The organism is Pseudactinotalea terrae (assembly GCF_009733845.1).
GTDB lineage: Bacteria > Actinomycetota > Actinomycetes > Actinomycetales > Beutenbergiaceae > Pseudactinotalea > Pseudactinotalea terrae.
Genome location: NZ_WNXZ01000001.1, coordinates 466,952 through 492,976, shown reverse-complemented (window position 1 = coordinate 492,976; position 26,025 = coordinate 466,952). Strand labels below are relative to the sequence as shown.

Annotated in this window: 17 protein-coding genes; all 17 read right to left on the bottom strand. The window is 71.2% G+C overall.

The genetic code is table 11. The features are described from left to right. Entirely contained in the window at window positions 1–771 is a 771-nt protein-coding gene (locus tag GPA03_RS02220) for an isoprenyl transferase (RefSeq protein WP_194239488.1), read from the bottom strand. After that, window positions 768–1,499 (bottom strand): DNA repair protein RecO, encoded by a 732-nt coding sequence (gene recO, locus GPA03_RS02215; RefSeq protein WP_156250361.1) that lies wholly within the window; start codon window positions 1,497–1,499, stop codon window positions 768–770. The genes GPA03_RS02220 and recO overlap by 4 nt, the downstream gene beginning before the upstream one ends. Window positions 1,500–1,790: 291 nt before the next feature. Continuing rightward, entirely contained in the window at window positions 1,791–3,536 is a 1,746-nt protein-coding gene (gene leuA, locus GPA03_RS02210; protein ID WP_206673433.1) for a 2-isopropylmalate synthase, read from the bottom strand. Between the two features lie 149 nt (window positions 3,537–3,685). Beyond that, window positions 3,686–4,909, bottom strand: coding sequence for an FHA domain-containing protein (locus GPA03_RS02205; RefSeq protein WP_156250360.1), 1,224 nt, complete (start codon window positions 4,907–4,909; stop codon window positions 3,686–3,688). Between the two features lie 35 nt (window positions 4,910–4,944). After that, window positions 4,945–7,242 (bottom strand): transglutaminase TgpA family protein, encoded by a 2,298-nt coding sequence (locus GPA03_RS02200; protein ID WP_156250359.1) that lies wholly within the window; start codon window positions 7,240–7,242, stop codon window positions 4,945–4,947. Continuing rightward, window positions 7,239–8,516, bottom strand: a complete 1,278-nt coding sequence (locus GPA03_RS02195; RefSeq protein ID WP_156250358.1) for a DUF58 domain-containing protein — start codon at window positions 8,514–8,516, stop codon at window positions 7,239–7,241. The genes GPA03_RS02200 and GPA03_RS02195 overlap by 4 nt, the downstream gene beginning before the upstream one ends. A 10-nt stretch (window positions 8,517–8,526) precedes the next feature. After that, entirely contained in the window at window positions 8,527–9,519 is a 993-nt protein-coding gene (locus tag GPA03_RS02190; RefSeq protein ID WP_156250357.1) for an AAA family ATPase, read from the bottom strand. Window positions 9,520–9,538: 19 nt separating this feature from the next. Then, entirely contained in the window at window positions 9,539–15,796 is a 6,258-nt protein-coding gene (locus GPA03_RS02185; RefSeq protein ID WP_156250356.1) for an Ig-like domain-containing protein, read from the bottom strand. 126 nt (window positions 15,797–15,922) lie between these two features. Then, entirely contained in the window at window positions 15,923–16,678 is a 756-nt protein-coding gene (locus GPA03_RS02180) for an FHA domain-containing protein (RefSeq protein ID WP_241681042.1), read from the bottom strand. A gap of 45 nt (window positions 16,679–16,723) precedes the next feature. Next, the gene (locus GPA03_RS02175) at window positions 16,724–18,190 is read right to left on the bottom strand and encodes a serine/threonine-protein kinase (protein ID WP_156250355.1); all 1,467 of its coding nucleotides are present in this window, start codon (window positions 18,188–18,190) and stop codon (window positions 16,724–16,726) included. 7 nt (window positions 18,191–18,197) lie between these two features. Beyond that, on the bottom strand, window positions 18,198–19,634 hold the full coding sequence (locus GPA03_RS02170) for an FHA domain-containing protein (protein ID WP_156250354.1): 1,437 nt from the start codon (window positions 19,632–19,634) through the stop codon (window positions 18,198–18,200). A 34-nt stretch (window positions 19,635–19,668) separates the two neighbouring features. Next, a complete protein-coding gene (locus GPA03_RS02165; protein WP_156250353.1) occupies window positions 19,669–20,526 on the bottom strand; it encodes a PP2C family protein-serine/threonine phosphatase in 858 nt (285 codons plus the stop codon). Window positions 20,527–20,583: 57 nt separating this feature from the next. Next, complete coding sequence (locus GPA03_RS02160) at window positions 20,584–22,083, bottom strand: alpha/beta hydrolase family protein (RefSeq protein ID WP_156250352.1); 1,500 nt, start codon at window positions 22,081–22,083, stop codon at window positions 20,584–20,586. 113 nt (window positions 22,084–22,196) lie between these two features. Then, window positions 22,197–23,117, bottom strand: a complete 921-nt coding sequence (gene era, locus GPA03_RS02155) for a GTPase Era (RefSeq protein WP_156250351.1) — start codon at window positions 23,115–23,117, stop codon at window positions 22,197–22,199. Continuing rightward, window positions 23,092–24,429, bottom strand: coding sequence for a hemolysin family protein (locus GPA03_RS02150; protein WP_156250350.1), 1,338 nt, complete (start codon window positions 24,427–24,429; stop codon window positions 23,092–23,094). Before GPA03_RS02150 ends, era begins: the two co-directional genes overlap by 26 nt. Beyond that, a complete protein-coding gene (gene ybeY, locus GPA03_RS02145) occupies window positions 24,426–24,878 on the bottom strand; it encodes an rRNA maturation RNase YbeY (protein ID WP_156250349.1) in 453 nt (150 codons plus the stop codon). The genes GPA03_RS02150 and ybeY overlap by 4 nt, the downstream gene beginning before the upstream one ends. Next, the gene (locus GPA03_RS02140) at window positions 24,875–25,945 is read right to left on the bottom strand and encodes a PhoH family protein (RefSeq protein ID WP_156250348.1); all 1,071 of its coding nucleotides are present in this window, start codon (window positions 25,943–25,945) and stop codon (window positions 24,875–24,877) included. The genes ybeY and GPA03_RS02140 overlap by 4 nt, the downstream gene beginning before the upstream one ends. Window positions 25,946–26,025 lie beyond the last annotated feature (80 nt).

Below are 26,025 nucleotides of genomic sequence, written 5' to 3'. Positions count from 1 at the left end.
TCAGCCCTCGACGGCGTCGACAGCGGCCCCGTAGCGGCGGTCGCGGCGGGCGTACGTCACGGCCGCATCCCAGAGGTCCCGCCGGTCGACCTCGGGCCAGGGCTTGTCCAGGAACACCATCTCGGCGTACGCGGACTGCCAGATGAGGAAGTTCGACGCGCGTTGCTCGCCCCCGGTGCGCAGGAACAGGTCGACGTCCGGCAGCTCCGGCTCGTCGAGGTGGCGAGCGATCGTGCGCTCGGTGATCCGCTCGGGGTCCAGCCGGCCGGCGGCCACCTCGCGCGCGATGGCACGGGTGGCGTCGGCGAGCTCGGCGCGGCCGCCGTAGTTGACGCACATCGTCAGCGTGCAGGTCGAGTTGGCGCGCGTGAGCCGCTCGGCCTCCTCCAGCTCCGCGATCACGCTGCGCCAGAGCCGGGGGCGGCGCCCCGCCCAGCGCACCCGCACCCCCCACGAGTTCATCTCGTCCCGGCGACGCCGCAGCACGTCACGGTTGAACCCCATCAGCCAGCGCACCTCCGCAGGTGACCGCTTCCAGTTCTCGGTCGAGAACGCGTAGGCGCTGATGTGGGTGATGCCCAGCTCGATCGCACCCGCGACGACGTCGAGCAGCACCGCCTCTCCAGCGGCATGCCCCTCGGTGCGCGGCAGCCCGCGGGAGTTCGCCCAGCGCCCGTTCCCGTCCATCACGACGGCCACGTGCCGGGGCACCAGGTGGGGCGGGAGCGTCGGCGGGCGGGCACCCGAGGGGTGCGGAGGCGGCGCGGTCACGCCCGCTCGACCAGCCGCAGCGAGCGCAGCCCCCGCTCCAGGTGCCACTGTGTGTAGACGGCGACCAGCCCGGAGCTCTCACGGCGATGACGATCGTCGCTCGCATCGGCGACCGACCAGTCCCCTGTCAGCAGCGCACCCAGCAGCCGGACCGTCTCGGGCGCAGGCGCCGCAGCGCCGGGCGGCCTGCACTCGGCGCACACCATGCCACCGAGCGGAGCGGCGAAGGCGCGGTGCGGACCCTCGGTGTCGCAACGGGCGCACTCGGCGAAGCTCGGCGCCCAGCCCGCGATCGCGAGCGCGCGCAGGAGGTAGGAGTCGAGCACGAGGCTGGGCGCGTGCATCCGCTCGGCCAGCGAGCGCAGCGCTCCGACGAGCAGCAGGTACTGCTGCGTGGCCGGCTCACGCTCGATCTCGGTGAGGCGCTCTGCGGTCTCGACCATCGCCGTCCCCGTGGTGAACAACGAGTAGTCGGCGCAGATCGCGCGACCGTGGGGTGCGAGCGTGTCGACCTGCGTGACGATGTCGAGATTGCGTCCGATGTGCAGCTGCAGGTCGACCACGCTGAACGGCTCCAGCCGCGCACCGAAGCGTGACGACGTGCGCCGAACCCCCTTCGCGACCGCCCGGACCTGCCCGTGCTCCCGGGTCAGCAACGTGATGATGCGGTCGGCCTCACCGAGCTTGCGGGTGCGTAGCACCACGCCCTCGTCCCGGTACAGCTTCACCGGATCATTCTCCCCCACCGTGACCTCTGACGTGCGCAGCCGCGCCCGCGGGCGGTACCCGTTGTTGCGCAGGCCGCGACGAGCGCAGAACGGTACTGGTGGGGGGCACCCACCAGCACCGTTCGCGACGGGACGGTCCGCCGTGTCGCGAGGTGGCGTCGCATCCGCTGGCAAGCCCCCTGGCCATCCCGGGTCCACACTGCGAGCAAGGACGTCGACTCGTCGACCGAGTGAGTCTGAGCGCGTTTCGTCGACGTGTCAAGTGTCGCTGGTCGAACCCCGTCCCCGCGGTCAGCGCAGGGCGCGGTTGACGGCCGAGATGACCGCCTTGAAGGACGCCGTGGTGATCGACGGGTCGATCCCCGCACCCCACAGCACCTCGCCGTTGACCTCGCACTCGACGTAGGCGGCCGCGCTCGCCTCTTCGCCCTGCGACAGCGCGTGCTCTGCGTAGTCGAGGACCTGGACCTCGATGCCGGACTGCGCCAGCACCGCCACGAACGCGGCGAGCGGGCCGTTGCCGGAGGCCTGCACGGTGCCTTCCTGGTCGCCGTCGTGCAGGGTCACGGTGAGCAGGTCGTTGCTGCCGTCCCCGGCCGAGGCGACCTGGCTCGCGCCCAGGGCGAACCGACCCCAGGGCTCGAGGCCGTTCTCCTCGGTGGCCGGCAGGTACTCGTCCGAGAAGATCTGCCACAGCTGCTCGGCGGTCATCTCGCCGCCGAAGCTGTCGGTGTGCTTCTGCACGATGCCCGAGAACTCGATCTGCAGCCGGCGCGGCAGGTCGAGGCTGCGCGTGCTCTGCAGCAGGTAGGCCACACCGCCCTTGCCGGACTGGCTGTTGACGCGGATGACGGCCTCGTAGCTGCGCCCCACGTCGCTCGGGTCGACCGGCAGGTACGGCAGGTCCCACGGCACCGCGGTCTCCTCGCCGCCGGCGTCCGCGACCTGCTGGGCACGGGCTGCGAAGCCCTTCTTGATCGCGTCCTGGTGCGATCCCGAGAAGGCCGTGTAGACCAGGTCGCCGCCGTAGGGGTGGCGCGGGTGCACGTCCATCCGGGTGCACTGCTCGACCGTGCGGCGGACCTCGTCGATGTCGGAGAAGTCGATGCCCGGGTCGACGCCCTGGCTGTACAGGTTCATGCCCAGCGTCAGCAGGTCCACATTGCCGGTGCGCTCGCCCTGCCCGAACAGGCAGCCCTCCACCCGGTCCGCGCCCGCCATCACCGCGAGCTCGGCCGCCGCGACGGCACAGCCGCGGTCGTTGTGGGGGTGCACCGACAGCGCGATGAACTCCCGCCGGGACAGGTGGCGGCTCATCCACTCGATCTGGTCCGCGTACACGTTGGGGGTGGCGCGCTCGACCGTGGCGGGCAGGTTGAGGATGATCTCACGACCCTCCTCGGGCGCCCAGACGTCCATGACGCCCTCGCACACCTCGAGCGCGAAGTCCAGCTCGGTGTCGATGAAGATCTCGGGCGAGTACTCGTAGCCGAAGATCGTGTCCGGGTCGAGGACCTTCTCGGCGTAGTCGATGACGTGCTGGGTGCCCTCTGTCGCCAGGTCTTTCGTGCCCTCCCGGTCGTTGCGGAACACCACGCTGCGGAAGACGGGCGCGGTCGCGTTGTACAGGTGCACGGTGGCGCGGTGCGCTCCGACCACCGAGTCGATCGTGCGGTGGATCAGGTCCTCACGTGCCTGCGTCAGCACCGAGATCGTGACGTCCTCGGGGATCGCCTCGTCCTCGATGATCGAGCGGACGAAGTCGAAGTCGGTCTGCGACGCGGCCGGGAACCCGACCTCGATCTCCTTGTAGCCCATGCGCACCAGCAGGTCGAACATCGTGCGCTTGCGGACCGGGTCCATCGGCTCGATGAGCGCCTGGTTGCCGTCGCGCAGGTCTGTCGAGAGCCACCGCGGCGCCGCGGTGATGCGCTTGCTCGGCCACTGCCGGTCAGGCAGGTCGATCGGCGCTGTGGTGTCCTGGAAGGGCCGGTACTTGCCGACCGGCATCCCGAAGGTGGTGTGGGTCGTGGTCATGCTCGCTGCTCCTGTGCTCCGCGCTGGGCGGTCGTTGCCGGTGGCCGGGCACCAGGCGACTCCGCGGCGAGGAGGCCGGCCTCAGTGGGCCTCGCCGCGGCGACGAAGGAGGAGCTGCGTCGTCCGCATGCCCAACACTCTAGGGCATCTCATCGCTCGAGGTCCTCCGAGGCCACGACGCTGATCCGATAGCTGCCGAGCAGGACGGCCCCACCTGTCTCCACCTGGACCTCCGCCCAGGGCTTGACGCGGCGCTGCGCGCCGTCCTGCCCGACGGCGGTCGTGCCGTTGGTCGATGACCGGTCCGTCACGTAGACCGCTTCGTCGGTCACACGGAACGCCGCGTGGGTCTTGGACACCGTCGGGTGCAGGACCGGCACGATCTCGACCGCGAGGTCGTTCTCGCGGGGCGTGGGCGCCCGACCCACCAGAGTGGTGACGCCGGAGGTCAGCCGCCGGCCGTCGTCGAGCACCACGACCGGGAACCGCGCCGGACCGGAGGTGGTGCCGTCGGTCACGAGGCGGGTGTCGCCGAGCTCGGAGGCGAGCTCGGGAGCAGACGTCCAGGTCTCACCGCCGGGCTGGGCTCCTGCCGGCAGCCACGGCTGGGGCTGGGGCTGGGGCTGCGGCTGTGGAGGGGGCGGCGCCCACTGCTGGGGCGGGGGCTGCTGCTGGTGCGGGGGCGCCTGGTGACCCTGCTGGTACGGGTGCGACTGGGCAGGCTGCATCGCGGGCTGCTGCGCGTACGGCGCGGGTGCGAAGGCGTCCCCCGAGGGCTGCGGCGCCGTGGCCGCCAGCAGCGAACGCACCCGCCACCAGCCCAGCGCACCGGCGGCGCCGACCCCGAGCAGGGCCGGCACGGCGAAGCCGGCCGCGACCCAGACCGATGACTCGCCCGTCGCGCCGGCCACGACCACGATCGCGATCGCCGTCACGACCGCCAGGCCCGAAAGCACGATCCGCACGATGCCCGCCTGCTGGGTGAGCACCTCGACGCCGCGCACCGGCACCTCGGGCGCCACCTGGTACCAGCGTCGCAGCGCCTCGACGAGCCGTACCCCGCTGCGGACCAGCCGGATCGCGAGCACCACCGCTGCCGCCAGCAGCCCCGCGGCGAGCACGAAGGCGACGATCGCGAGCACGAGAGAGGACTCCGCCGTCAGCTCCTCGACCCCGAACCAGGCCGCCAGACCCGCCAACGCACCCAGGACCGCGACTCCGACGCCGGCGCCGGTGCGGGACCCGCTGACGTAGGTGGTCACCACGACCGGGATCGCGAGCGGCCGGGTGTTGCGGCCGCCGTTGTTGGGCGCGGTGTCCTCGAGGTAGCGACTCGCCTCCCCCACCAGCGGGCTTGCTGCGGTGCGGTCCATGTCACCCATTCTGGATCAACTCGGGCCCACCGTCGTCACCTGCGACGCAAGGACCGCAGCGAGAAGCGAGCGCCGATCCGGCGCCGCCACGGGACCGCCGAAGCGGCGTGCTTGACCGCGGTGGAGACGTCGGCCCAGTAGGCGTCGATCTCCGGCTGCGACGGCGGCTCGGGGGCGAAGACGCCCTGGTCCGCGCGCCGCGCGAGCGAGAGCGTGCCCGCGCCCACGAGCTCGGTGTCGTACGTCTGCGCCGCCTCCCGGCGGGTGGCGCCGTTCGTCGTGGGTACCCCGAGGTCGAGCACGCGATCGGACAGCTCGGCCCAGCCGCCCGCGATGCGGTCGTCGGGCGACCCCGAGGATCGGCGGCGGCGCCAGCGTCTCGCCTTGAGTGCGGCGATCACGAGGAAGGGGCTCAGCAGCACGAGCAGCGGGATCCCGATCACGGCGACGTAGAGCAGGATCCGCTCGGCGGCGTCGTCCTCGTCGGGGTTCTCCTGCTCAGCAGGGGCGTCCCCGCGGTCCAGCGGCGGCACGACCGGTGGCTCCTGCGGCGGCTCCGGCGGCTGCAGCACCTGTGGCTCGGGGCGGTCCTGCGGCTGCGGGTCCTGGACCTGCGGGATCTGGTCCTCGTCCGGCGTTGGGAAGAAGGGCAGCCAGCCCTGCCCCTCGAACGGCACCTCGACCCAGGCCGTGACGTCGGCGCCCGTGATCGTGACGACCCCGCCGTCAGCGCTCGCCTGCGAGACGTCGAAGCCCATCACCACCCGGGCCGGCAGCCCGAGCTCGCGCACCATCAGCGCCAGCGTGGCGGCGTACTGCTCCGCGTTGCCGGTCATCTGGTCGCTGTCGAGCATGCCGACCAGGCGGGCGGCACCGTGACCCGGCCGCGAGGGTGCGTCGCCCTCGAGCCCGTCGGAGTAGTAGCCGTAGGTGTGCAGCGCGGTGGCGATCATGCTCACGCGCTCGTAGTCGCCGTTCGCCCCGGCCGACCACTCCGAGGCGAGCGAGGCGATGACGTCGGGGACGCCGCTGGTCTCGGGCATTTGGACCCGCGAGGCGGGCAGCTGCATCATCGACTCCGGCGGCGCGGCGTCGGGATCGGCGACCACGTCCGCCGCAGGATCGGCGACCAGGCGGTAGCTGTCGCCCGCCCGCATCGTCAGCGCGACCAGCCCGGTGTCGGTGGTGCGGTTGAAGTAGAACGACCGGGTCAGGTCCTCGGCGCGGCTGCCGGTGAAGTCGACGTCCTCGCTCGCGCCGACGGTCGGCAGCCAGACGCCGGTGTACCCCTCGATCGTGATGTCCACCCCGGCGGCGCCCGGCGAGATCTCGGTGACCAGCCGCTCACCGGGCCGGGCGAAGGTGCCGGATCCCGCGGCGCCGGAGCCCGTGATCCCCCAGACGTGGCCGTCGTAGCTGTCCATCGTGGCGAGCCGGACGCGCTGGGTGCCCGCAGGCAGGCCGGACGCGGTGAGCAGCGTCTCCTCCGCCATCGTGTCCACGTAGCGGCGGAAGGACGCGAGCGGGCTCGTGTAGTCGTGCGGGTCCGGCGGCGGGTCGATGAAGTCGCGCAGCACGAGGCGAGGGTTGTCGGGCGTGGCCAGGAACGCCGTCGCCGTGCCTCCGATCGCGACCAGCCCGAGCACCAGCGGGACGGCGATCACACGGTGCGCCTCGAGCCGGCCGGCGCGCCAGGCGACCCACATGATCGAGATCCCGGCGGCGAGCACGCCGATCACGCCCGGCGCTACCGTGAGCCGGGTCCCGAACAGGATCGAGATCACCGCGACCAGCAGCGGCGCCAGCAGGCTCAGCGACCACCGCTTCGCGCGCAACGAGATCGTCACCGCGGTCAGGGAGCCGAAGAATACGAGCAGGTACGGCAGCAAGAGCAGGACACCTGAGCTGCCCAGCGGCGGTGCGATCGTCAGCACCTGCTTCCAGACCGTGACCACGCCGCGACCCATCACCTGCCAGGTGGTCAGTGTCGGGAGTACCCCGCCGATCGCCGTCGACGGCGCCGCGAGGGCGCCGAACAGGAAGAACGTGGGAAGCGCGAACGCGAGAACGGTGAGCGTCGGCCAGCGGCGCTGCGCCCCGGCGGTCGCGAGCACGGTCCCCAGCAGCGCCGCGCCGGCCACGGTCACCCAGAGCACCGGGGTCAGGTACACCTCGTGCAGCGGGGCGACGCCGAGGACGATCAGCGCGACCGGCACCAGGATCGCGACCACGCGCTGCACCGTGAACCACTGCAGCCAGGCAGGCACGCCGGTGCCGGTACCGCGCAGCGATCGGCGGCTCGGGACGGCGGCGGCGCCGCCACCGGCGCTCACCGTTCCACCTTCCGGAACCCGCGGGGCAGCTCCTCCAGGGTCGGCAGCGTCAGCACGGTGACGTTGCCGAGGCGCCGCGCGCCGAGCTCGGCGTCGTCCGCCAGGCTCGCGCGGAGGGCGAGCGCCCGGACACCGGCCGGCAGCACGGCACCGGCGGTACGGATCTGGTCGGGCGTCACGGCGGACCCGAACGCCATCAGGACCACGGTGGCGCGCTGCACGTCGCGGGCGATCGTGCGGCCGAGGTCGACGATCGTGGTGGGGCTGCGTGTGGCCTCGAGCCGGGTGAGCCCGTCGAGCAGCTGGCGCGGTGTGCGGTGCAGCAGCACCTCCTCGGTGGTCATCGCGGTCAGGTCGGACTCGCTGCGGATCGCGTGCAGCCCGAGCGACCCGACGGCGCTGATCGCCAGCTCCATCTCGTCCGGGTGGCCGTAGTCCGCCTCCTGGACCGACAGCGCCAGCACCAGGTGGGAGCGCCGCGTCTCCTCGAACTGGCGGACCATCAAGGTGCCGGTCCGGGCCGAGCTGCGCCAGTGCACGTAGCGTCGGTCGTCACCGGGTACGTACTCGCGCAGCGCGTGGAAGGACAGGTCGGCGTTGGTGATCTCCCGGGTCTCGCGCCCCTCGAGATCGTGCAGGAACCCGGCGGCCGTGCCACCGATCCTGATCGTGCGCGGGTGGACGTAGAGCTCCTCGGGCTCGGTCCACAGCACGGCGCGGCGGATCAGGCCGATCGGGTCGCCCCGGACCGAGGAGACCGGGCCGACCGTGATGACACCGCGACGCTCGGTGGGGATCGCGAACAGCTCGTCGTGCTCCGCGCCGGCCGCGAGCGTGGGCAGCGCGAACGAGGCTTTCGCCACCCCGACCGGCAGCTCGATACGGGCCGGCAGCACCGCTCGGTGGCTGGTGTTCATGACCTCGAGCGCGCCCATCGCCCGTTCCCCGACGACGACGCGGCCCTCGCGCAGCCTGAGCGTCACCCGGTAGGGGTGCCGCCCGATCGCGAAGGCGATCGCCCCGACGATGAGGGTGAGCAGCGCACCACCGAGGACGATCAGCTCCATCCAGGCGAGCCGGAGCCCGGCGACGAGCGAGATCACCGCCGCGGCGAGCACCACCCATCCCGCGCGGCTGACCCAGGAGATCGCGGTGCGCGACTTCTTGACGCCCTCGACCAGCCCCGTGACGGCGCTCGTGACCGACCGGGTGCCCTCGACGGGTCCCGGCGCGATCGCGGCTGCCTGCCGCGTGGACTGGTGGGGAGTGCTCATGAGGTTCGGCCTAGGAGTCCGATCGCTGCGCCGGCGGCGCGATCTCGCTGAGGATCCGCTGCAGGGAGCGCGCGGTGGTGCCGCCCTCGAACTCCGCCTCGGCGTCGAGCACCATGCGGTGCGCGAGCACGGGCTCGGCGAGCTCCTTGACGTCGTCGGGGATGACGTAGTGGCGCCCCAGCGCGGCCGCCCAGGTCTTGGCGCACCGCACGAGGGACAGCGCGCCGCGGACGCTGACGCCCAGGGCGATCTCCGGGGCGGCGCGGGTGGCCTCGGCGAGGTTCGAGATGTACTCGAGCACGGCCCAGTCCACGTACACGTTGGCAGCGACCTTGGCGAGCTCGATCACCTCAGGACCGCCGATCACGGCCTGCAGGGCCGCGGTCCGGTCGCGGACGGCGGAGCCCGCCAGGATCTCGACGGTCGCCCGCTGGTCCGGGTACCCGAGCGAGGTCCGCATGAGGAACCGGTCGAGCTGGGCCTCGGGCAGCCGGTAGGTGCCGGCCTGCTCGATCGGGTTCTGGGTGGCCAGCACGATGAAGGGGGTGGGCACGGCGCGGGCGACGCCGTCGACCGTGACCCGCCCCTCCTCCATGACCTCCAGCAGGGCGGACTGGGTCTTGGGCGAGGCGCGGTTGATCTCGTCCGCGAGCACCACCGAGGCGAAGATCGGCCCCTCGTGGAACTCGAACTTTCGCGAGTCCTGGTCGAAGATCGTCACGCCGGTGACGTCCGAGGGCAGCAGGTCCGGCGTGAACTGGATGCGCGTGTGGGAGGCGTGCACCGAGGCCGCCAGCGCGCGGGCGAGCGAGGTCTTGCCCGTGCCAGGGAAGTCCTCGAGCAGCAGGTGCCCGCCCGAGAACAGGCAGGTGAGCGCCAGCCTGATCACGTGCTCCTTGCCGAGCACCGCCTGCTCGACGTTGCCGACCAGCCGCGAGAAGACGTCAGCGAACTGCTGCGCCTGCTGTGCGGTCGTGGTCGTGGGGGTGTTGGTGATCGTCATCGTCCCTCTGCTCGGTGCCTCAGCTGTTCGGCCATGTGATCGAGTCCTCGTAGGTGTTCCCGCCCCCGGTGATCACTACACGGATCACCTCGCCGGGCTGCCCGCGGTAGGTGGTGGAGTTGTAGCGGCCATCGCCGGAGAGCGTCGCGGTGTAGCTGCGCCAGACCCCACTCTCCCCGGAGGCGTAGAACTGGATCGTGTAGTTGGCCGACGGCAGGTTGTCGTAGCTGAAGTCGAGGAAGGCGCACGAGGCGTGGGTACACCCCTGCTGCCCCTGCGCGTCGCGACCGTGCAACATCGTGACCGAGGGCGGGATCGGCGGCGTGGGATCGGCCCCGGCCTTCCGGCTCTGCCAGTCGGACCAGCCGCTCCACTGGCCGTACTCGTTCTGCACCCGCATCCGGAACCGGTGCGTCTCCTCCCAGCCGCCCGTCACGCTGGTGCTGCCTGTGCGCCCACCGTTCTGGCTCCCGCCGTTGTCGACCTGGAACTGGCTGGCCGTGATCGCCGCACCGTTGCTGCTGGTCGGGTAGGTCCAGGAGAAGCCCACCGTCCGACCGTTCTCGCCACTGCCCACGGAGGAGCTGATGTGGCTCGCGTTCGGGGTCGCGGGTGGACCGTACGGGGCAGCCTCGGCGGACGCCGCGCTCCACGCACCGCAGTACGTGTTGCATGCGCGGACCTGCACCGTGTAGCCGGTGCCGTTGCTGAGCCCGCCGATGGTCGCGGGACTGGCGCCGAGATTCCCGCTGCCGCCGCCGCTCAACCTGTACTCGAACCGCTGGATCGCCTGCCCGTTGTCGGACGGCCGTGAGTAGCTGACGGTGATCTGACCGCTGTTCCCGGTCGGCGCTGCCGACACCGCGGTCACCTGGCCGGGCGCCCCGAACGAGGTCACGGCGGCGGACTGGGCCGAGGCCGGCGATCGGCCCGACCGGTTCTCGGCGACCACGCTGACGCTGTAGTCGTAGCCGTTCTCGACGTCGAACAGGCGTGTCAGGGTGTCGTCGCCGACCGTCACGGTGCGGTACACGACACCGTTGCGGTACAGCGTCACGTGGTAGGTGTCGATCGAGTCACCGTTGTCGTTCGGCGCGGTCCACCTGGCCTGTACCTGCCCGCCCGCGGGCGTGTCGATGCGGGTCATGGAGGGGGTCGCCGGCGTCGCGGGCGGAGCCGAGGGGTACTCGCCGCGCGACCAGTCGCCCCAGGCACCGGCCTCCGGCGCGTCGTTGTGCGCCCGGATCCGGAACTCGTAGGTGACACCGTTGGTGAGCCCGGTCCAGGTGTAGCTGGTCGCGCCCGCGTCGAGCGAGATCTGCGACTGCCCGCTGGGCGGCGGCGGCGAGATCTGCACGTCGTAGGTGTGGATCGGAGAGCCCTCGTTGGCTGGCGCCGACCACGCCAGGCGCAGCTCGCTGTCGCCGAACTCCACCGACGGTGCCGCGACCGGTCCGGGCGAGACGTCCGGCCGCGCCTCGGCCGACGACGCGCTCGGCTCCGAGGTACCGACCTCGTTGATCGCCACCACCGTGAACGTATAGGTGACATCGTTCGTCAGCCCGGTGATCCGACAGGTCGTCGTCGGGCACGCGACCGTCGGGCCGCCGCTCGCGGTGACCTCGTAGCCCGTGATCGGAGCACCGTTGTCATCGGGCGGCGTGATGTCGACGACGACCTCGCGGTTGCCCACCGACTCGATCGCCGGCCGGGCCGGCGCCTCCGGGACCCCGAGCACCGTGCCGGTGACCCGTGCCTGCCGCCACCGCTCCGACTCCTCGGTGGCGTCCTGCACCGTGTAGACGACCACGAGCCGACCGTCGTAGCTCGGCGCCGGGGTGACCACGACCTGGTCGCCCTGGATGCTCGCCGACGCCTCCCCGGTCTCGACGAAGACATCGACGATCGTGCGCGGCTCACCCGGGAACGGGTTGGTGTCGTTGCCGAGCACCGGGACGCTGACCGACTCCCCCTGGTGCACCTCGCCGATGTCGTCGTCGTTCGCCACGAGCAGCGGCGCCCGGCTCCCGGTCGCGGTGAGCGTGATGACGCCCTCGACCGGCGGGTTGTCGCCGTCGCTGACCTGGACCGGCAGCTCGACGACGGTGCCGCGCGGGGTGTCGAGATCGGCCGAGGCCGTGAGGATCACGCCGCCCTCGAGGCTCGCGCTGAAGCCCGCCGGTACGTCACCGATGGTGAGCTCGAGGTCGGAGAGCTCGGTGTCGCGGTCGTCGGCCAGCCGACCGATGTCCAGGCTGACCGGGTCGCCGCCGGCCTCCAGCTCCATCGAGCCGTTCCGGAACGTCGGCGGCTGCTGCGTGGTCGCGATCACCTCGATGGGGATCGTGATGACCGAGTAGATGACGTCGGCGGCGTTGATGTCCGCGAAGTCGGTCGCGGAGAACGTGATCGCCGCCGGGCCGGCGTAGTCGGCGGCGGACACGAAGCGCAACGTGTCCTCGTCGACCACGTACGGGCCGCCGTCGCTGTTGGTGGCCATGACGCCGTCGAGGTCGTACAGACGGACCGTGCGGCCGGCGAGCGAGACGACGGTGTCCTCGAGCTCCACGAGGAGCTCCTCGCCGGAGTCGACCTCCAGGGCGACGTCGGAGCGCAGCACCGGGCCGGTGTCCTCGGTGCCGGGGACCTCCACGAACGCGTAGGTGCTCTCGCCGTCGACGTCGGTGACCTGGTAGGTGACCACCTGTCGGGTGGGCGTGACCGGGATCCGCAACCGCCCGTCGTCGAGCACCGCGATGGTGTCCTCGCCACCCGGCAGCGAGACTGTGAGGTCGGCGCTGCTGCCGTCCGGGTCGTAGTCGTTGGCGAGCACGTCCACATCGAGCGAGACCGCGTCGATCAGCTGGGTCGCCGGCACCAGGTCGTCCAGGGCAACCGGCGGCATCAGCGTCGCGTCCTCGTCGACCGTGACGGTCAGCGAGCCGATGTCGTTGCCGCCGTGGGTGTCGTCGGCGCGGTACTGGATCGTGTACGTGCCCTCCTCCGAGGGCGAGGTGAAGGTGAGCAAGCCCTCCTCGACGCCGACGTCCAGCCCCTCGGGCGGGTCGACGACCGCGGGGTCGCCGAAGGTGAGCTGGTCACCGTCGGGATCGGTGTCGTTGAGCAGGACGTCGGCCTGGATGTTCCGATCCGGGCGCACCGTGATCTCGTCGGCTGCCGTAACAGGGCTGCGGTTGGTGGCCGGCGGCGGGATCACACCGATCGTCACGGTCGCCTCGCCCAGGGCCCCCTGACGGTCGCGCACCGTGAACGTGAACGAGTCGGTGCCGCCCTCGACGGAGTTGTAGGCGATGTAGTCGATGAAACCGGACTGCACGTCGACGATCCGCCCGCGCTCGGGCGAGGTGGTGGGACCGACCAGCTGCACCGAGTCGCCGTCGGGGTCGATGCCGTAGATGTCGATCGGGATGCGGATCCGCTCGCCCGCGAACGCGCGGACCTCCACATCGGCCGGCTGCGGCGGGGCGTTCGCCTCCTCCCCCCGTGCCTCGACGTAGATCGTGATCGTGGCGGAGTCGGTGCGCTCGTTCTCGTCGGTCACCGTGTAGGTGAACCGGTAGGTGCCCGGCTCGTCCGGCGCAGCGAAGCGCACGAGGTCCTGGCTGACGAACGGCAGGCCCGGCATGTCGTCGGGGACCTCGATGCCGCTGACGTGGAACTCGAGGCCGTTCGGGTGGGTGTCGTTGCGGAGCACCGGGATCGTCACATGGTCACCGGTACGCACCGTCGCGGCGTCCGGGTGGGGCTGCGGCCCGAGCGCGTCGCTCTGACCGCTCAGCGGGATCACCGTGACCGCGCCCTGTGCCGACCGGGTCCCGTTCGAGACCGTGTACCCGATCGTCACGGGTTCGCGCAGCACCTGCTCGGAGGTGATCCGCAGGATCCTGTGGTCGAGGATCGCGACCTGCAGACCCACGCCCCGCGGGACGTCGATGCTCTGCACGGCCAGCACACCACCGGCGGGGTCGCTGTCGTTGTCGAGCACGTCGACGACCACCGAGCCGTCGGGTGGCAGCAACGCGGTGTCGCTCACCGCGACCGGCGCCAGCTCGGTGCTGGGCTGCACCACATCGATCCGGACGAGGCCCTCGGCGTTGAGGCCGTCGTCGTCGGTGACCACGTAGGTCAGGTAGTAGCTGCCGGCGGCGCTGGCCTCGAAGGTGAACGAGTCCTTGTCCGTGTCGGTGCGCTGCTCGCCGCCGTTCGTGGGCGTGACGATCGCGAGGTCGAGCGGCTTGCCGTTCGGGTCGATGTCGTTGACGAGCGGCTCGACCACGATCGGCGAGCCCACGAACCCGGTCGCGAAGTCGAACACGGCCTGCGGCGGCGCCGCGGTGTCCGGGAGCACCTCGAGATCGATCGTCGCCTGCTCGGTCAGCTGCCCGTCGCTGACATCGACGACGACCTGCTGGAGGCCCGTCCTGATCCCCAGGTCGGTGATCGTGACCGTGCCGTCGGGGCGGACCGAGACGTTGAGCGTGTCCTGCGCCTGTGCGCCGGAGAGGTAGACGTCGTCGCCGTCGGGGTCGCGTACGTCGTTGAGGATGTTGACCTCGACCGCCTGTCCCGCGACCACCTCGGCCTCGATCGGGTCGGTCTGCTCCGGAGCACCGTTCTGCGTGGCTGCGCTCACGTCGAGCCGGATCGTCGAGGAGTCCTGGCCGTCGCGGCCGTCGCTGATCCCGTACTCGATCTCGGCGCTGCCGCTCGCGTCGGGCGTGAGCCGGACCTGCAGCGCCCGGCCCCCGAGGATCGCCTCCACGGTGCCGAAGGACTCGGCAGGTTGCGTGTACGTCGCGACGGTGAGCAGGTCGCCGTCAGGGTCGCGATCGTTGTCGAGGACCGGGAGCACGATCGTGCGGCCCGGGCGGACGCCGAACTGGTCCGGGTTGGCGGTCGGGTCCTGGTTCTCGGCCTCACGGTCGAGGGGCACCTCGTCGGTCTCGGCTTCGGAGGGGTCCTCGGTCTCCTCCTCCTCGGAGGTGGAGGAGATCACGTCCTCCCAGTTCTCCACGAGGTAGAGACGATCCTCGAGCATCCAGACGTCGCCGCTCTGCAGATCGTTGAGCACGACGAGGTTGCGGTTGACCCGGAACACGAGCTCGGCGTTGACGGCCGCCTGCGGGACCTGCTGCTCCTCCGCCTCGGCGTCGCCGCAGACGCGCAGATAGCTCGGCACACCACCCGCCCAGGCGCTGTGCACGCAGCTGTTCACCTGGACCGGCTGCGCGGGCGTGCCCGGCTGCGTGCTCGGCACCACGCGGGGGTCGCCGCCGGTCAGCGGGACCGTCACGAGGGCGTCTCTGGCGGCGATGGCGACGCTCTCGCCGTTGCGGCTCGTCGCCTGCAGCAGCGCGCTCGCGTGATCGACGTCGAGGGCGCTCAGGTCGACCGGATCCTGATCCGGGCGCACCAGGGTCAGCGTGCCGTCCTCCGCCTCGTAGGCGAGCACGACCACCTCGTCACCGACGGCGGTGATCTGGACCTGCGCCGTCGTCAGGTCGATCTCCTCGTCGAGCACGGTGACCTCGGGCTGAGCGGTCGAGCTCTCCTCCGGCTCGGGCTCCTGCGAGGCCGCACCGCCGTCGGTGGCCTCCGAGGTCGGTTCGTCGGTGCCGTCGGTGCCGTCGGTCGCCGCCGGGGCGCCCTCGACCTCCTGGCCGGAGAGCGCCTCCCACACCTCGGGCGGGTAGGTGAGGATCTCGTTGTCGACGACGTCGAGCACGTAGACCGTGCCGTCGTCGCCCATGGTCATGTGGGCGCCCTCACCGAAGGTGGCGGTCGGTGCGACCGTGGCCTCCTCGATGACCGCCAGATCGGTCGGGGCCGTCACCCAGAGCCGGCCGTCGGCCGGGTCGAGGACCGCGACAGCCCCCTCGCCCAGACTGACCTGCGCCTGGGGCGGCAGCATCACCGACGCACCCGAGAACTGCACGTTGACCGTGTCGATCCGGCGCAGCATGCCGGCGCTCGGGTCGCGCAGCAGCACGTCGTCGCCGCGCTGCAGCAGGTCGATGTCGGGGGTGTCCGCGGCGAGCGTGGCGTCGATCTCGCGCACCGGGTAGTTGAGGCGCCCGACGAGGACGCTGTTCTCGTTCGAGACCCAGACACCGCCGTCGTTCAGCTCGACATCAGCGGTGGCGACGCCCCGGTAGTTCAGCGAGAGCGCAACGATCGTGCCGACGACGAGCGCGACGACGAGCGCACTCGCGACCCGTTTCCGGTCGCGCAACCATCGCAGCCTCGTGGAAGGCACGCGCTCACTCCCCCATCAGCACACGTGGACATCGGGCACCGAGCGCATCCGGCACGCCCAAGACCGGATGTCATCCTAACCGCGCGAACCGGGTAGCGCGGCGGTCTGGATGGGTAGGGCAACCCGTCAGTCGACCGACGCCGTCTCCGTCTGCTGCTCGGCCTTGGCCGCTTCCTCTGCCGCGGCCGCTGCGGCCTCCTCGGCGTTCTTCTCCAACAGCTCGAGATCGGCGGCGACGACCAGCCGCGAGGCGACGCTGTGCTCCACGAGCCGGGCGCGGCGGTTCACGGCCAGCTGCTGCTGACCGCCGCGAAGGCCACGCACGCCGTGCCGGCTCAACTTCTCGCAGACGTTGTCGAGCTTGCGGTTGAAGCGCGTGATGCTCCAGCCGAGCCGCTTGGCGGCATCAGCGGAGGTCGGGATCGACGCCGTGCTGCCGCGGCCCCGCAGGACCGGCTCGGCCAGCGACAGGATCAGCAGCTTCTGGGACTCGGTGAAGGTGACCGGACCGATCGTGGTCTCGCCGACCTCGGTGTGCTCGTTGACGGCGGAGGTGAATGTGGGCTCGTCGCCCACGATCCCCAGCTCGTAGGTGGTGGGACCAGCCGTGAATAGCACGGTCGTGTGGGCGAAGACCAACGGCAGCCGCGCGCCGGGTGCGAGCCATGCCTGGACGTTCCCCTCGCCGTCGGACACCGTGGCTGAGAGCCGGGAGCCGACGTTCTCGAGCCACCACAGCCCGTCGTGATGGTTGATCGTCAGGAACCGGCGGTGCAGATAGGGGTTCTCGTCGACCTCGAGGTCGCCCTCACGCCCGATCTGGAACGGGTTCGCCTCGTCGAGGTCGTACCACTCGCCGCAGAACTCGACCTGCAGACCCATTGATTTCCCCGTCTCACCAGTGAAGATTCGCGTCGCGGAAGCCGCTCATCCCGCACAGGCGCTGGCGTACTCGGAGAGCGAGCCCCGGTCCGTGACAGAAGCGACTTCGACACACACCGTACCTGGATCGTCGACATCGAGCGTGGTACCACCCACGGTGCGCTCCGTGTTCTGCTCCCCCTGGATCCGCCAGATGTAGGTCAGCTCGCCCTCCCACTCGGGCGCCGCCCAGGTGAAACGGATCGGTCCGCCCGGCGACCGCTCACCCTCGAGACCGACCGGTGGCGGCGGTATCTCCAGGGTGTCGGTCGGGATCTCCTCGGTGGGCGCCGGGGTCGTGCTCGTCTCGTTGATCGGCACGTCCGGGCTGTTGAGCGCTCCGATGATGACGACGACGACGATCACTGCCACGACGGCGAGCGACGCGAGCAAGGCGGGCCAGCGACGTCTCTTCTCGGGCTCCTCGCCGTTCGGCTGCGGTGGTGGTGCCGCAGGCCCGGCCGGGCCGGGCGGCGGGGCGGAGATCGGCGGCGGCACGCTCGAGTCGGAGACCATGCCCTGCTGCACGGTGGTCACCATGCGGGCCCGGGTGCGCAGGTCGTCGGTGTCCTCGCTGCCCTCCGTCTGCGCCCACGAGGTGTCCGGCAGGTCCAGCGAGGTCTGCGAGAGCTGCATCTCCTGCTCGACACGCTGCAGTGCTCGGCCGAACGAGGCGGCGCTCGGGTACCGACCCTCGGGGCGCTTGGCCATTGCGCGGACCAGCACCGACTCCAACGACGCGGGCGCGTCGGGCCGCCCGATAGGCGGCACCGCGCTGCGCTCGATCCGGGTGATCAGGTCCAGCGCCGAGTTGGGACCGTCCGGGTCCTCGAACGGCGAGGCTCCTTTGAGCAGCGTGTACACGGTGGCACCGAGGGAGTAGATGTCGCCGCCGACGCCGCGGACCGCGTCGTCGGCGAAGAACTCGGGCGCCGCCCACGGGATCGACATGCCGACAGCCTCGCCACCCGGCGTCGCGGTGGACACGACCGAGATGCCGAAGTCGGTCAGCGCCGGCCAGCCGTAATCGGTGGTGAGCACGTTCGCCGGCTTGATGTCACGGTGCAGGATGCCGATGCGGTGCGCGGTCTCGACGGCGCCCGCCAGCCGGATACCGATCCGGATCGCCTCGGCGACGGCGATGCGTTCGCTGCGGTACCTGACCGACATGTTCGGTCGCGGGCAGTACTCCATCATCAGGTACGGCCGGCCGTCGGCGGCCGTGTCCGCGTGATAGATCGTCACGATCGAGGGGTGCGTGGACAGCTGCGCCATCAGGTTCGCCTCCGCGACGAACTGCTGGCGCGCCGTCTCGCCGGAGGCCTGCGCGAGCAGCACCTTCACCGCGACCCGGCGCCTCGGCAGCTCCTGCTCGTACAGGAAGACGTCGGAGAAGCCCCCGGACCCGAGCAGCCGGATGAACTCGAAGCCCGGGATCTCCGGCGGTGGAGCGGGTGGGCGCTTCTTGACCACCAGCGCGTCAGTGCGCGATCGGGGCGGCGGTGTCGGGGAGACCCACCACCGCCGTCACACCGTCGCCGAGGTCGACCACGGTCCCGGTGGGAACCGGGACGCTCTCCCCCGGGTGCAGCCGCCGCGGCGGCGAGCCGGGCAGCACCACGACCGTGCCGTTGGTGGAGCGGAGGTCGGTCACCAGCACCGAGTCGCCATCGATCTTGATCTCGACGTGGGTGCGCGAGATGTCCTGCTGCGGGCTGGGCACGGTCACCAGGCGCGGGGTCTCGCCGAAGCCGAACCGCGAGGACTCCGGTGCGCGGCCGATGAGCACCGGCCGGTCCAGCTCGACCTGCTGGCCGGTGGACAACGAGAGCTGCATCACCGGACCCTGCGCAGCGGACTCCTGGCCGGGCTCCTCCTGCGCGGGCGCCAACGTGTGGTCGACCTGCGCGTCCTCCTCGGGCCTCGGGACATCAGCAGCGCGCATGGTGTAGCCGTCGTGGTCGCCGAGATCGGCTTCAGACTGCTGCTCGCCCTGCTCCGGGGCCGGCTGCTGCCAGGGCTGTTCCTGCGGCTGCTGCTCGAACGACGGCGCAGCCTCCTGCTGCAGGGGCGGCCCCCACTGGTTGGCCTGCGGCTCCGCCGGCGCCGGCACCGCCCAGGGCTGCTGACCGGACGGCGGGGCGAGCGGAGCTGCTCCTGCTGCGGTCGACCCGTCGGGCAGGTCCTCGAGCACGGCCGTGCCGCTCTCGGAACCAGGACCGTCCTCGCCCACGAGCGAACCGGTCGACTCGTCGCTGGCCTCGAGCTCGGCACCTGTCTCGTGCGCCTCGTCAGCGATGTCCTCGTCCTCGTCGTCGTCGTCGTCGAGCACGAAGTCGGGCTCGACCTCGTCGGTTGCGGGTTCCGCCGGCGCGGGGCCTTCTTCGTCGACCGGCGCGCCTCCGGCCCAGCTCTCGCCCGCAGCCTCCGCAGCGACCTGGTCGGCGAGGGGCGCGGCCTCGTGCGCCTCACCCTCGATCGTGTCCGCCTCCTCGACAGGCTCCGGCAGGTGGCCGACCTGCAGGGTCGAGGCCAGCACGTGGCCTCCGATCAGCACGAGGCTGACGTCGCTGGGCGCCACCTGGAGCACGACGGCCGACTCGGCCGGGGCGACGTGCTCACGCCAGGTGCGCATGCCCCCCGCGGAGATCTCGGCACCCTCGACGATCCCGGTGACGCTTCCGCGCACGACGACGCGGACGCCGTCCTCTCCAGGGTCGACGAAGCCGAAGCTCGGCAGCGATGCCAGCCCGTTCCCGGCGAGCACCTCGAGCCACGACTCCAGGGACCCGCCCTGGGACAGCGAGGCCCAGATCGTCCGCACCGACTCGGCGTCGATCGCCGGGTCGAGCAGCGCCGCCCTGCCACCGTGGGCGAGCGCGGTCCACTCTCCCGGCCCGTAGCTGTAGTCAGTCATCTGGTGCCACCGTCCCCTTCGTGAGGTCGTCGGATCATCGGGCGTACTCGCGAGGCATCGTGTCCTCGGGATCGTAGGCCCCGGCGAGGCGTGGCGCAGTCACCTCGTCGGCCTGGCTGGAGGCATCGAGATCGACCACGATCACCGACACGTTGTCGCGGGCGCCCCGGAAGGTGGCGCGCGCCATCAGCGTCTCGCTGACCTGCCGCGCGGTGCCACCCCCTGCGAGCGTCTGACCGATCTCGGCCTCGGGAACCTCGTTGATCAGCCCGTCGCTGCACAGCAGCAGTCGATCGCCCGCAGCGGCCCCGAGGAGCCAGAAGTCGGGGCTCACCTCGACACCGCTGCCGACGGCGCGCGTGATCATGTTGCGCATCGGGTGCGTGAGCGCCTCCGCCTCGCTGATCTCGCCGGCGTCGATCATCTCCTGCACCACCGAGTGGTCGACGCTGACGCGGCTGAGCGTGCCGCCCGAGTACCGGTAGATGCGCGAGTCGCCGATGTTGAAGGCGAGCCAGCACAGCCGCTCGTCGGCGCGGGTGAGGATCACACCGGCGAGCGTGGAGCCTGCGGTCATCTCCGCATCGGACTCCGGCTCGGCGAGCCCGAGGTCGGAGCGGATACGTGCCTGCGCGTCCACGACAGCGGCCTGCACCTGCCCGGCGGAGACCTCGACGCCGGAGACGTCCGCATCGATCTGTCGGGCCAGTGCCTCGAACGCCGCCACGACGGCAGCCGAGGCCATGGCGCCGCGGCTGTGGCCGCCCATGCCGTCGGCGACGCAGAAGACCGGTGGGTGCGCCAGCACCGAGTCCTCGTTGACCGCCCTCCGACCACCCGTGTCGGTGAGGGCACCGAAGCTCGTGGGCGTGGCGCGTTCGTCGGTGGACATCGTGGACGATCCTATGAGGGATCGGGACCTGCGCGGCGCGTCATCGGGTGGGCAGTACTACACGACCGCGGGATAGACGCCCCAGTACGCGGCGACCAGCAGCAGCCCCAGTGCGCCAAGGTGCGTGCCCCACCAGAGCAGCACACCGGAGCGGCCTGCGCGCCTGTCGCGCTTGCTCCAGCGTTCCGGGTGGAACGGCTTGGCGGTCCAGACGCTGTGGACCAGCACGGTCGCCGCCAGGACCCCCACTGCCTGCACCACGATCCACCCCCCGAGGACCACGAGGTCGTTGGTTCGGTAGTTCAGGGCGAGGTCGGCCACCTGGGCGCAGTAGGCCACGAAGGTGACGAGCACCGCGAGCGCGGCGAGCCCCGTGGCTGCGGTGTGGCGGGCGACCGGACCGGGGAGGCGACGGCCCGAGCGGCGCCGCGGCAACGCCGTCAGGACCCACAGGATCGGCCCGATGACCAGGAGCAGCGCGGAGGCCACGACCGACCAGATGAGCATGTCGCCGTTGGCGTACCAGCGCGGGCTCGGCAGGGCCCGCGCCTCGTAGGTCTGCTCGGGCTGGTCACCCGCGATCCGTGGCTCCGCAGACCCGGTGGCGGGCAGTCCCAGCGTCCATGCGGCAAGCGCATCGGTGAACCCCGGGGCGAGCGCTCCGTCGATCCGGATGCCGTGGTTGGCTCCCGCGAAGTAGCGGAGCGTGTACTCGTCGTTGCCGTTGACCGCCATGTCGTCGATGACCTGCAGCGGTGCCTGGACCAGCGGCATCGACGTGTCGCCGGTGCCGTAGACCATCAGCACGGGCTGGGTGAGCTGCTGCTGCCAGGGGCTGACGTCGAAGTCCACGTACTCGAAGCCGCCGCCGGGGATGTGGGCCCCGGTGGCTCGCGGGATCGCGCGGAACACCGGCCACGGGACGTGTGTGTTGCGCAGGTAGTTGTCCATCGCGAACGCGCCCTGCTCGCGGGGCGGCACGACCGGTGCCGCGACCATCACCAGGAACGCGACCCGCGGCTCGAGCACAGCGGCGATCGGTGAGATCCAGGCGCCCTCGCTCTCGCCGTAGATGCCGACCCGCTCGGGGTCCACCCCCGGCGTCGAGGCCAGCAGCTCCCAGGAGACGAGGTAGTCCCGGGCCATGCCCTCGTAGTCGCGGGACCGGGTGGTGTAGGTGTCCATGCGCTTCGCAGGCACGAGCACGTACACACCCGCGCTGGCGAGCGCCTGGGCCTGGTCGGTGAAGTTCGTGTGGCCCGCGGTGCCGGCGCCGTGCATGAAGAGCATGCCGGGCTGACCGTCCGGCGCGCCGACCGGCGCGGTCAGGCGTGCGGTGACGCTCGCGCCGTCGAGCTCGATCTCGACGTCGCTCGTGGTGGTCTCGTAGGTGCCGACAGGCGCCGTGGGCTCGGCGGTCGAGATCGTGACGTCGTCGGTCTCGACGATCAGCTGCTCCGTGAGCGGCTCCGGATCCCACGCCGGCCCCGCGATCGACCCGACGAGCCCGAGCAGGAGGATCGTGCCCAGCACAGCGAGCAGGAACCGGGCTTTCACATGCCTCAGCGTAAAACCTTCCGGCACGTTCACCCGACCACCGGGCTGCACCACCCGCGGCGGCCATCCACGCACCGAGAGGGCGCAGGCCTGCCGCGGTCCGACGGCGGAGGCTAGAAGCCGAGGCGGCGCAGCTGCTTGGGGTCGCGCTGCCACTCCTTCGCCACGCGCACGTGGAGGTCGAGGTAGACAGCGCACCCGAGCAGAGCCTCGATGCCGTGACGCGCACGGGTGCCGACGTCGCGGAGCCGTGAGCCGCCGGCACCGATGATGATCGCCTTCTGGCTGGGGCGCTCGATGTACACGTCGGCGCGGACGTCGATCAGGCGGCGGCCGTCGCGGCGGGGCTCGTCGCGCTCGACCATCTCCTCCACCACGACGGCGAGGGAGTGGGGAAGCTCGTCGCGCACCCCTTCCAGGGCTGCTTCGCGGATCAGCTCGGCCACCATGATGTGGTCGGGCTCGTCGGTCAGCTCGCCGTCGGGGTACATCTGCGGGCCCTCGGGCACGTGCTTCAGGAGCACGTCCACCAGCACGTCCAGCTGGAAGTCCTTGTGCGCGCTGACCGGCACGATGTCAGCCCAGTCGCCGAGCGCCGACACCTCGAGCAGGTGCTCGACCAACCGCTCCTGCGGGACCGAGTCGGCCTTGGTCGCGACAGCGACCACCGGCGTGCGCGACTCGCGCAGCTCGTCTGCGATGAACCGGTCGCCGGGGCCGACCTTCTGGTCCGCGGGAAGGCAGAACACGACCACGTCGACCTCAGCGAGAGTGCCTCTCACCAGCTCGTTCAGCCGTTCGCCGAGCAGCGTGCGCGGTCGGTGCAGCCCAGGGGTGTCGACCAGCACCAGCTGGCCACCGGGTCGGTTCACGACGCCGCGCACCGCGCGCCGGGTGGTCTGCGGGCGCTTGGACGTGATCGCGACCTTCTGTCCGACGAGCGCGTTGGTCAGCGTCGACTTGCCGGCGTTGGGGCGCCCGACGACGCACACGAAGCCCGCCCGGAACTCACCGCCGCGAGTCTCGTCGCTCATCGGCGTCCTCCTGCTCTTCGGGTTCCGGGGCACGGGTGACCCGGATCGTATCGATGCGGCGCCGCCTGCCGGCGGCGCTCACGGCCTCGAGCTCGAGGCCGTGGGTGACGGCGTGCGCCCCTTGGATCGGAACCTTGCCCAGAGCCTTGGCGAGGAGACCGGCGACCGTGTCGACGTCGTCGTCCTCGATCTCGAGATCGAAGAGATCCCCCAGCTCGTCCAGCGCGAGGCGGGCGGGCACGAGGAAGGAGCCCTCGCCGTCGGGCTTGACCTCGGGCTCGGACCGGTCGTGCTCGTCGGTGAGCTCACCGACCAGCTCCTCCAGGACGTCCTCGATCGTCACGAGGCCGGCCACACCGCCCCACTCGTCGAACGCGATCGCGATGTGGATACCCGTGGTGCGCATCTGCTCGAGCAGGTCGTCCACGGCCTTGGTCTCCGGCACGAGAACCGGCGTGCGGAGCACAGCCTCGACCCGCTCCTTGTCGCGGTCGGGCCGGTTCAAGGTGTACGCCAGCACGTCCTTGAGGTAGAGCACCCCGCGGAGGTCGTCGACGCTGTCCCCGACCACCGGCACCCGCGAGAAGCCGGAGCGCACGAACAGGTTCCTGGCCTTGTTGATCGAGGTGTGGGCGGCGAGCGTGACCATGTCGGTGCGTGGGACCATCACCTCGCGCACGATCGTGTTGCCCAGCTCGAAGACGCCCTGCAGCATCTCGCGCTCGTCGTCGTCGATCTGTTCGCTCTCGCTCACGCGATCGACCATCTGACGCAGCTCTTCCTCGTCGACGGCGCGCTGCTCACCGGTGGTGCGGCCGGCGCGTTCACCCATCCGGGACAGCAGCCGCGCGATCGGCGCCATGAACCGCGCGAGCGCCAGGATGGGCGGCCCGACGGTCGCGAGCACCTTCACCGGCTCGCGCCGGCCGTACCGCCGCGGGCTGGCGCCCACCACCAGCATCATGATCAGCGCCGCCACCAGGATCGAGCCGACCAGCACCTGCCACCAGGTCTCCAGCAGGCCCACGAGCACGAGCGTCAGCCCCACGGCGCCGGTCATCTGCGCCAGCACCAGCAGGTAGCCGGTGACGCGCGCGGCCGGCTCCGGGTCCTCGGCGATGGCCACCACGGCGTCCGCACCGCGCCCTTCGGCCTCGTGGGCCGCCGCGCGCGTGATCGTGCGCGCCGCCTCCTCACCGGCCGACAGGACCGCGCCGAGCGCGATCGAGCCGAGGGCCAGGATCAGCAGCGGGCTGATCGGCACGCCCTCGGCCGGACCCGTGATGGCGGCGAGGGCGGGTAAGCCACTCATCGGTTGGCGAGGAAGGTGAGGAGCAGGCGTCGCTGCAGCGCGAACATCTCCTTCTCCTCCTCCGGCTCGGCGTGGTCGAAGCCGAGCAGGTGCAGGATCCCGTGCGTGGTGAGCAGGAGCATCTCCTCCTCGGGCGAGTGCCCGGCCTGCTTGGCCTGGGTGACCGCGACATCCGGGCAGACCACGACGGAGCCGAGGATGCCCTCCTCGCTCGGTTCATCGACGTCGCCCGGGCGAAGCTCATCCATTGGGAACGACAGGACGTCGGTGGGACCCTCCTCGTCCATCCAACGCACGTGGAGATCGGCCATCACCTCCGTGGTGACGAACCGCACCTCCAGCTCTGCCTGCGGGTGAACGTGCATCTCGTCCAGCACGTAGCTGGCGAGGTCGCTGAACTCGACCTCGTCGAGCGTGTAGCCCGACTCGTTGGTGACGTCGGTGCTCACCGCTGGTTCCGTCCTGCTCGTTGTTCGGTTCGGTGGGACCGCTGCCGGGCGTCCTCGCGGGGCTGGGTGGCGTCCCATCGCTCGTAGGCGTCGATGATGTCGGCCACCAACCGGTGCCTGACCACGTCGGCGCTGGTGAGCCGGCAGAACTCGACATCCTCGATCTCGGTGAGGATCTCCTGGACGACACGCAGCCCCGATCGGGCGCCGCCGGGCAGGTCGACCTGCGTCACGTCACCGGTGACGACCACCTTGCTCTCGAAGCCGAGCCGGGTCAGAAACATCTTCATCTGCTCGGGAGTCGTGTTCTGCGCCTCGTCGAGGATGATGAAGGCGTTGTTCAGCGTCCGCCCCCTCATGTAGGCCAGCGGCGCCACCTCGATGGTGCCGGCGGCCATCAGGCGCGGGATCGAGTCGGGGTCGAGCATGTCGTGAAGGGCGTCGTAGAGCGGCCTCAGGTAGGGGTCGATCTTGTCGTTGAGCGTCCCGGGGAGGAAACCGAGGCTCTCCCCCGCCTCCACGGCAGGCCGTGTCAGCACGATCCTGTTGACCTGCTTGGCCTGCAGAGCCTGCACGGCCTTGGCCATGGCGAGGTAGGTCTTGCCGGTACCGGCCGGTCCGATGCCGAACACGACGGTGTGGCGATCGATCGCCTCGACGTACTCCTTCTGCCCCATCGTCTTCGGCCGGATCGTGCGGCCGCGGTTGGACAGGATGTTCATCGTGAGGACCTGCGCCGGGCGGTCGGTGGTGGTCGCGGTCAGGATCGTGATCGCGCGCTCGACGGCGTCGGCGTCCAAGGGCTGCCCGCTCCCCGCGACCTGGCTCAGCTCGTCGAGGAGCCGCTCGGCGAGCGCGACGTCCCCGGGCGGGCCCGTCAGGGTCACCACGTTGCCGCGCACGTGCATGTCGACGCCGGCGAAACCCTTCTCGATCGCGCGCAGCACCTCGTCGCGGCGACCGAGAAGCGCAACCATGGGGACATCGTCGGGGATCGTCACCTGATGGGTGACATGCGCGGCACCGCCGGGCGTGGACATCGCTGGCTGTGGGGTGCTCTCAGACATGGGCAGGGCCGCGGGCCCAGGTGCTCCTCGGACTGACGACAGGGTCGGCACCAGCGTACCGGCGCAGGCGACCAACCACC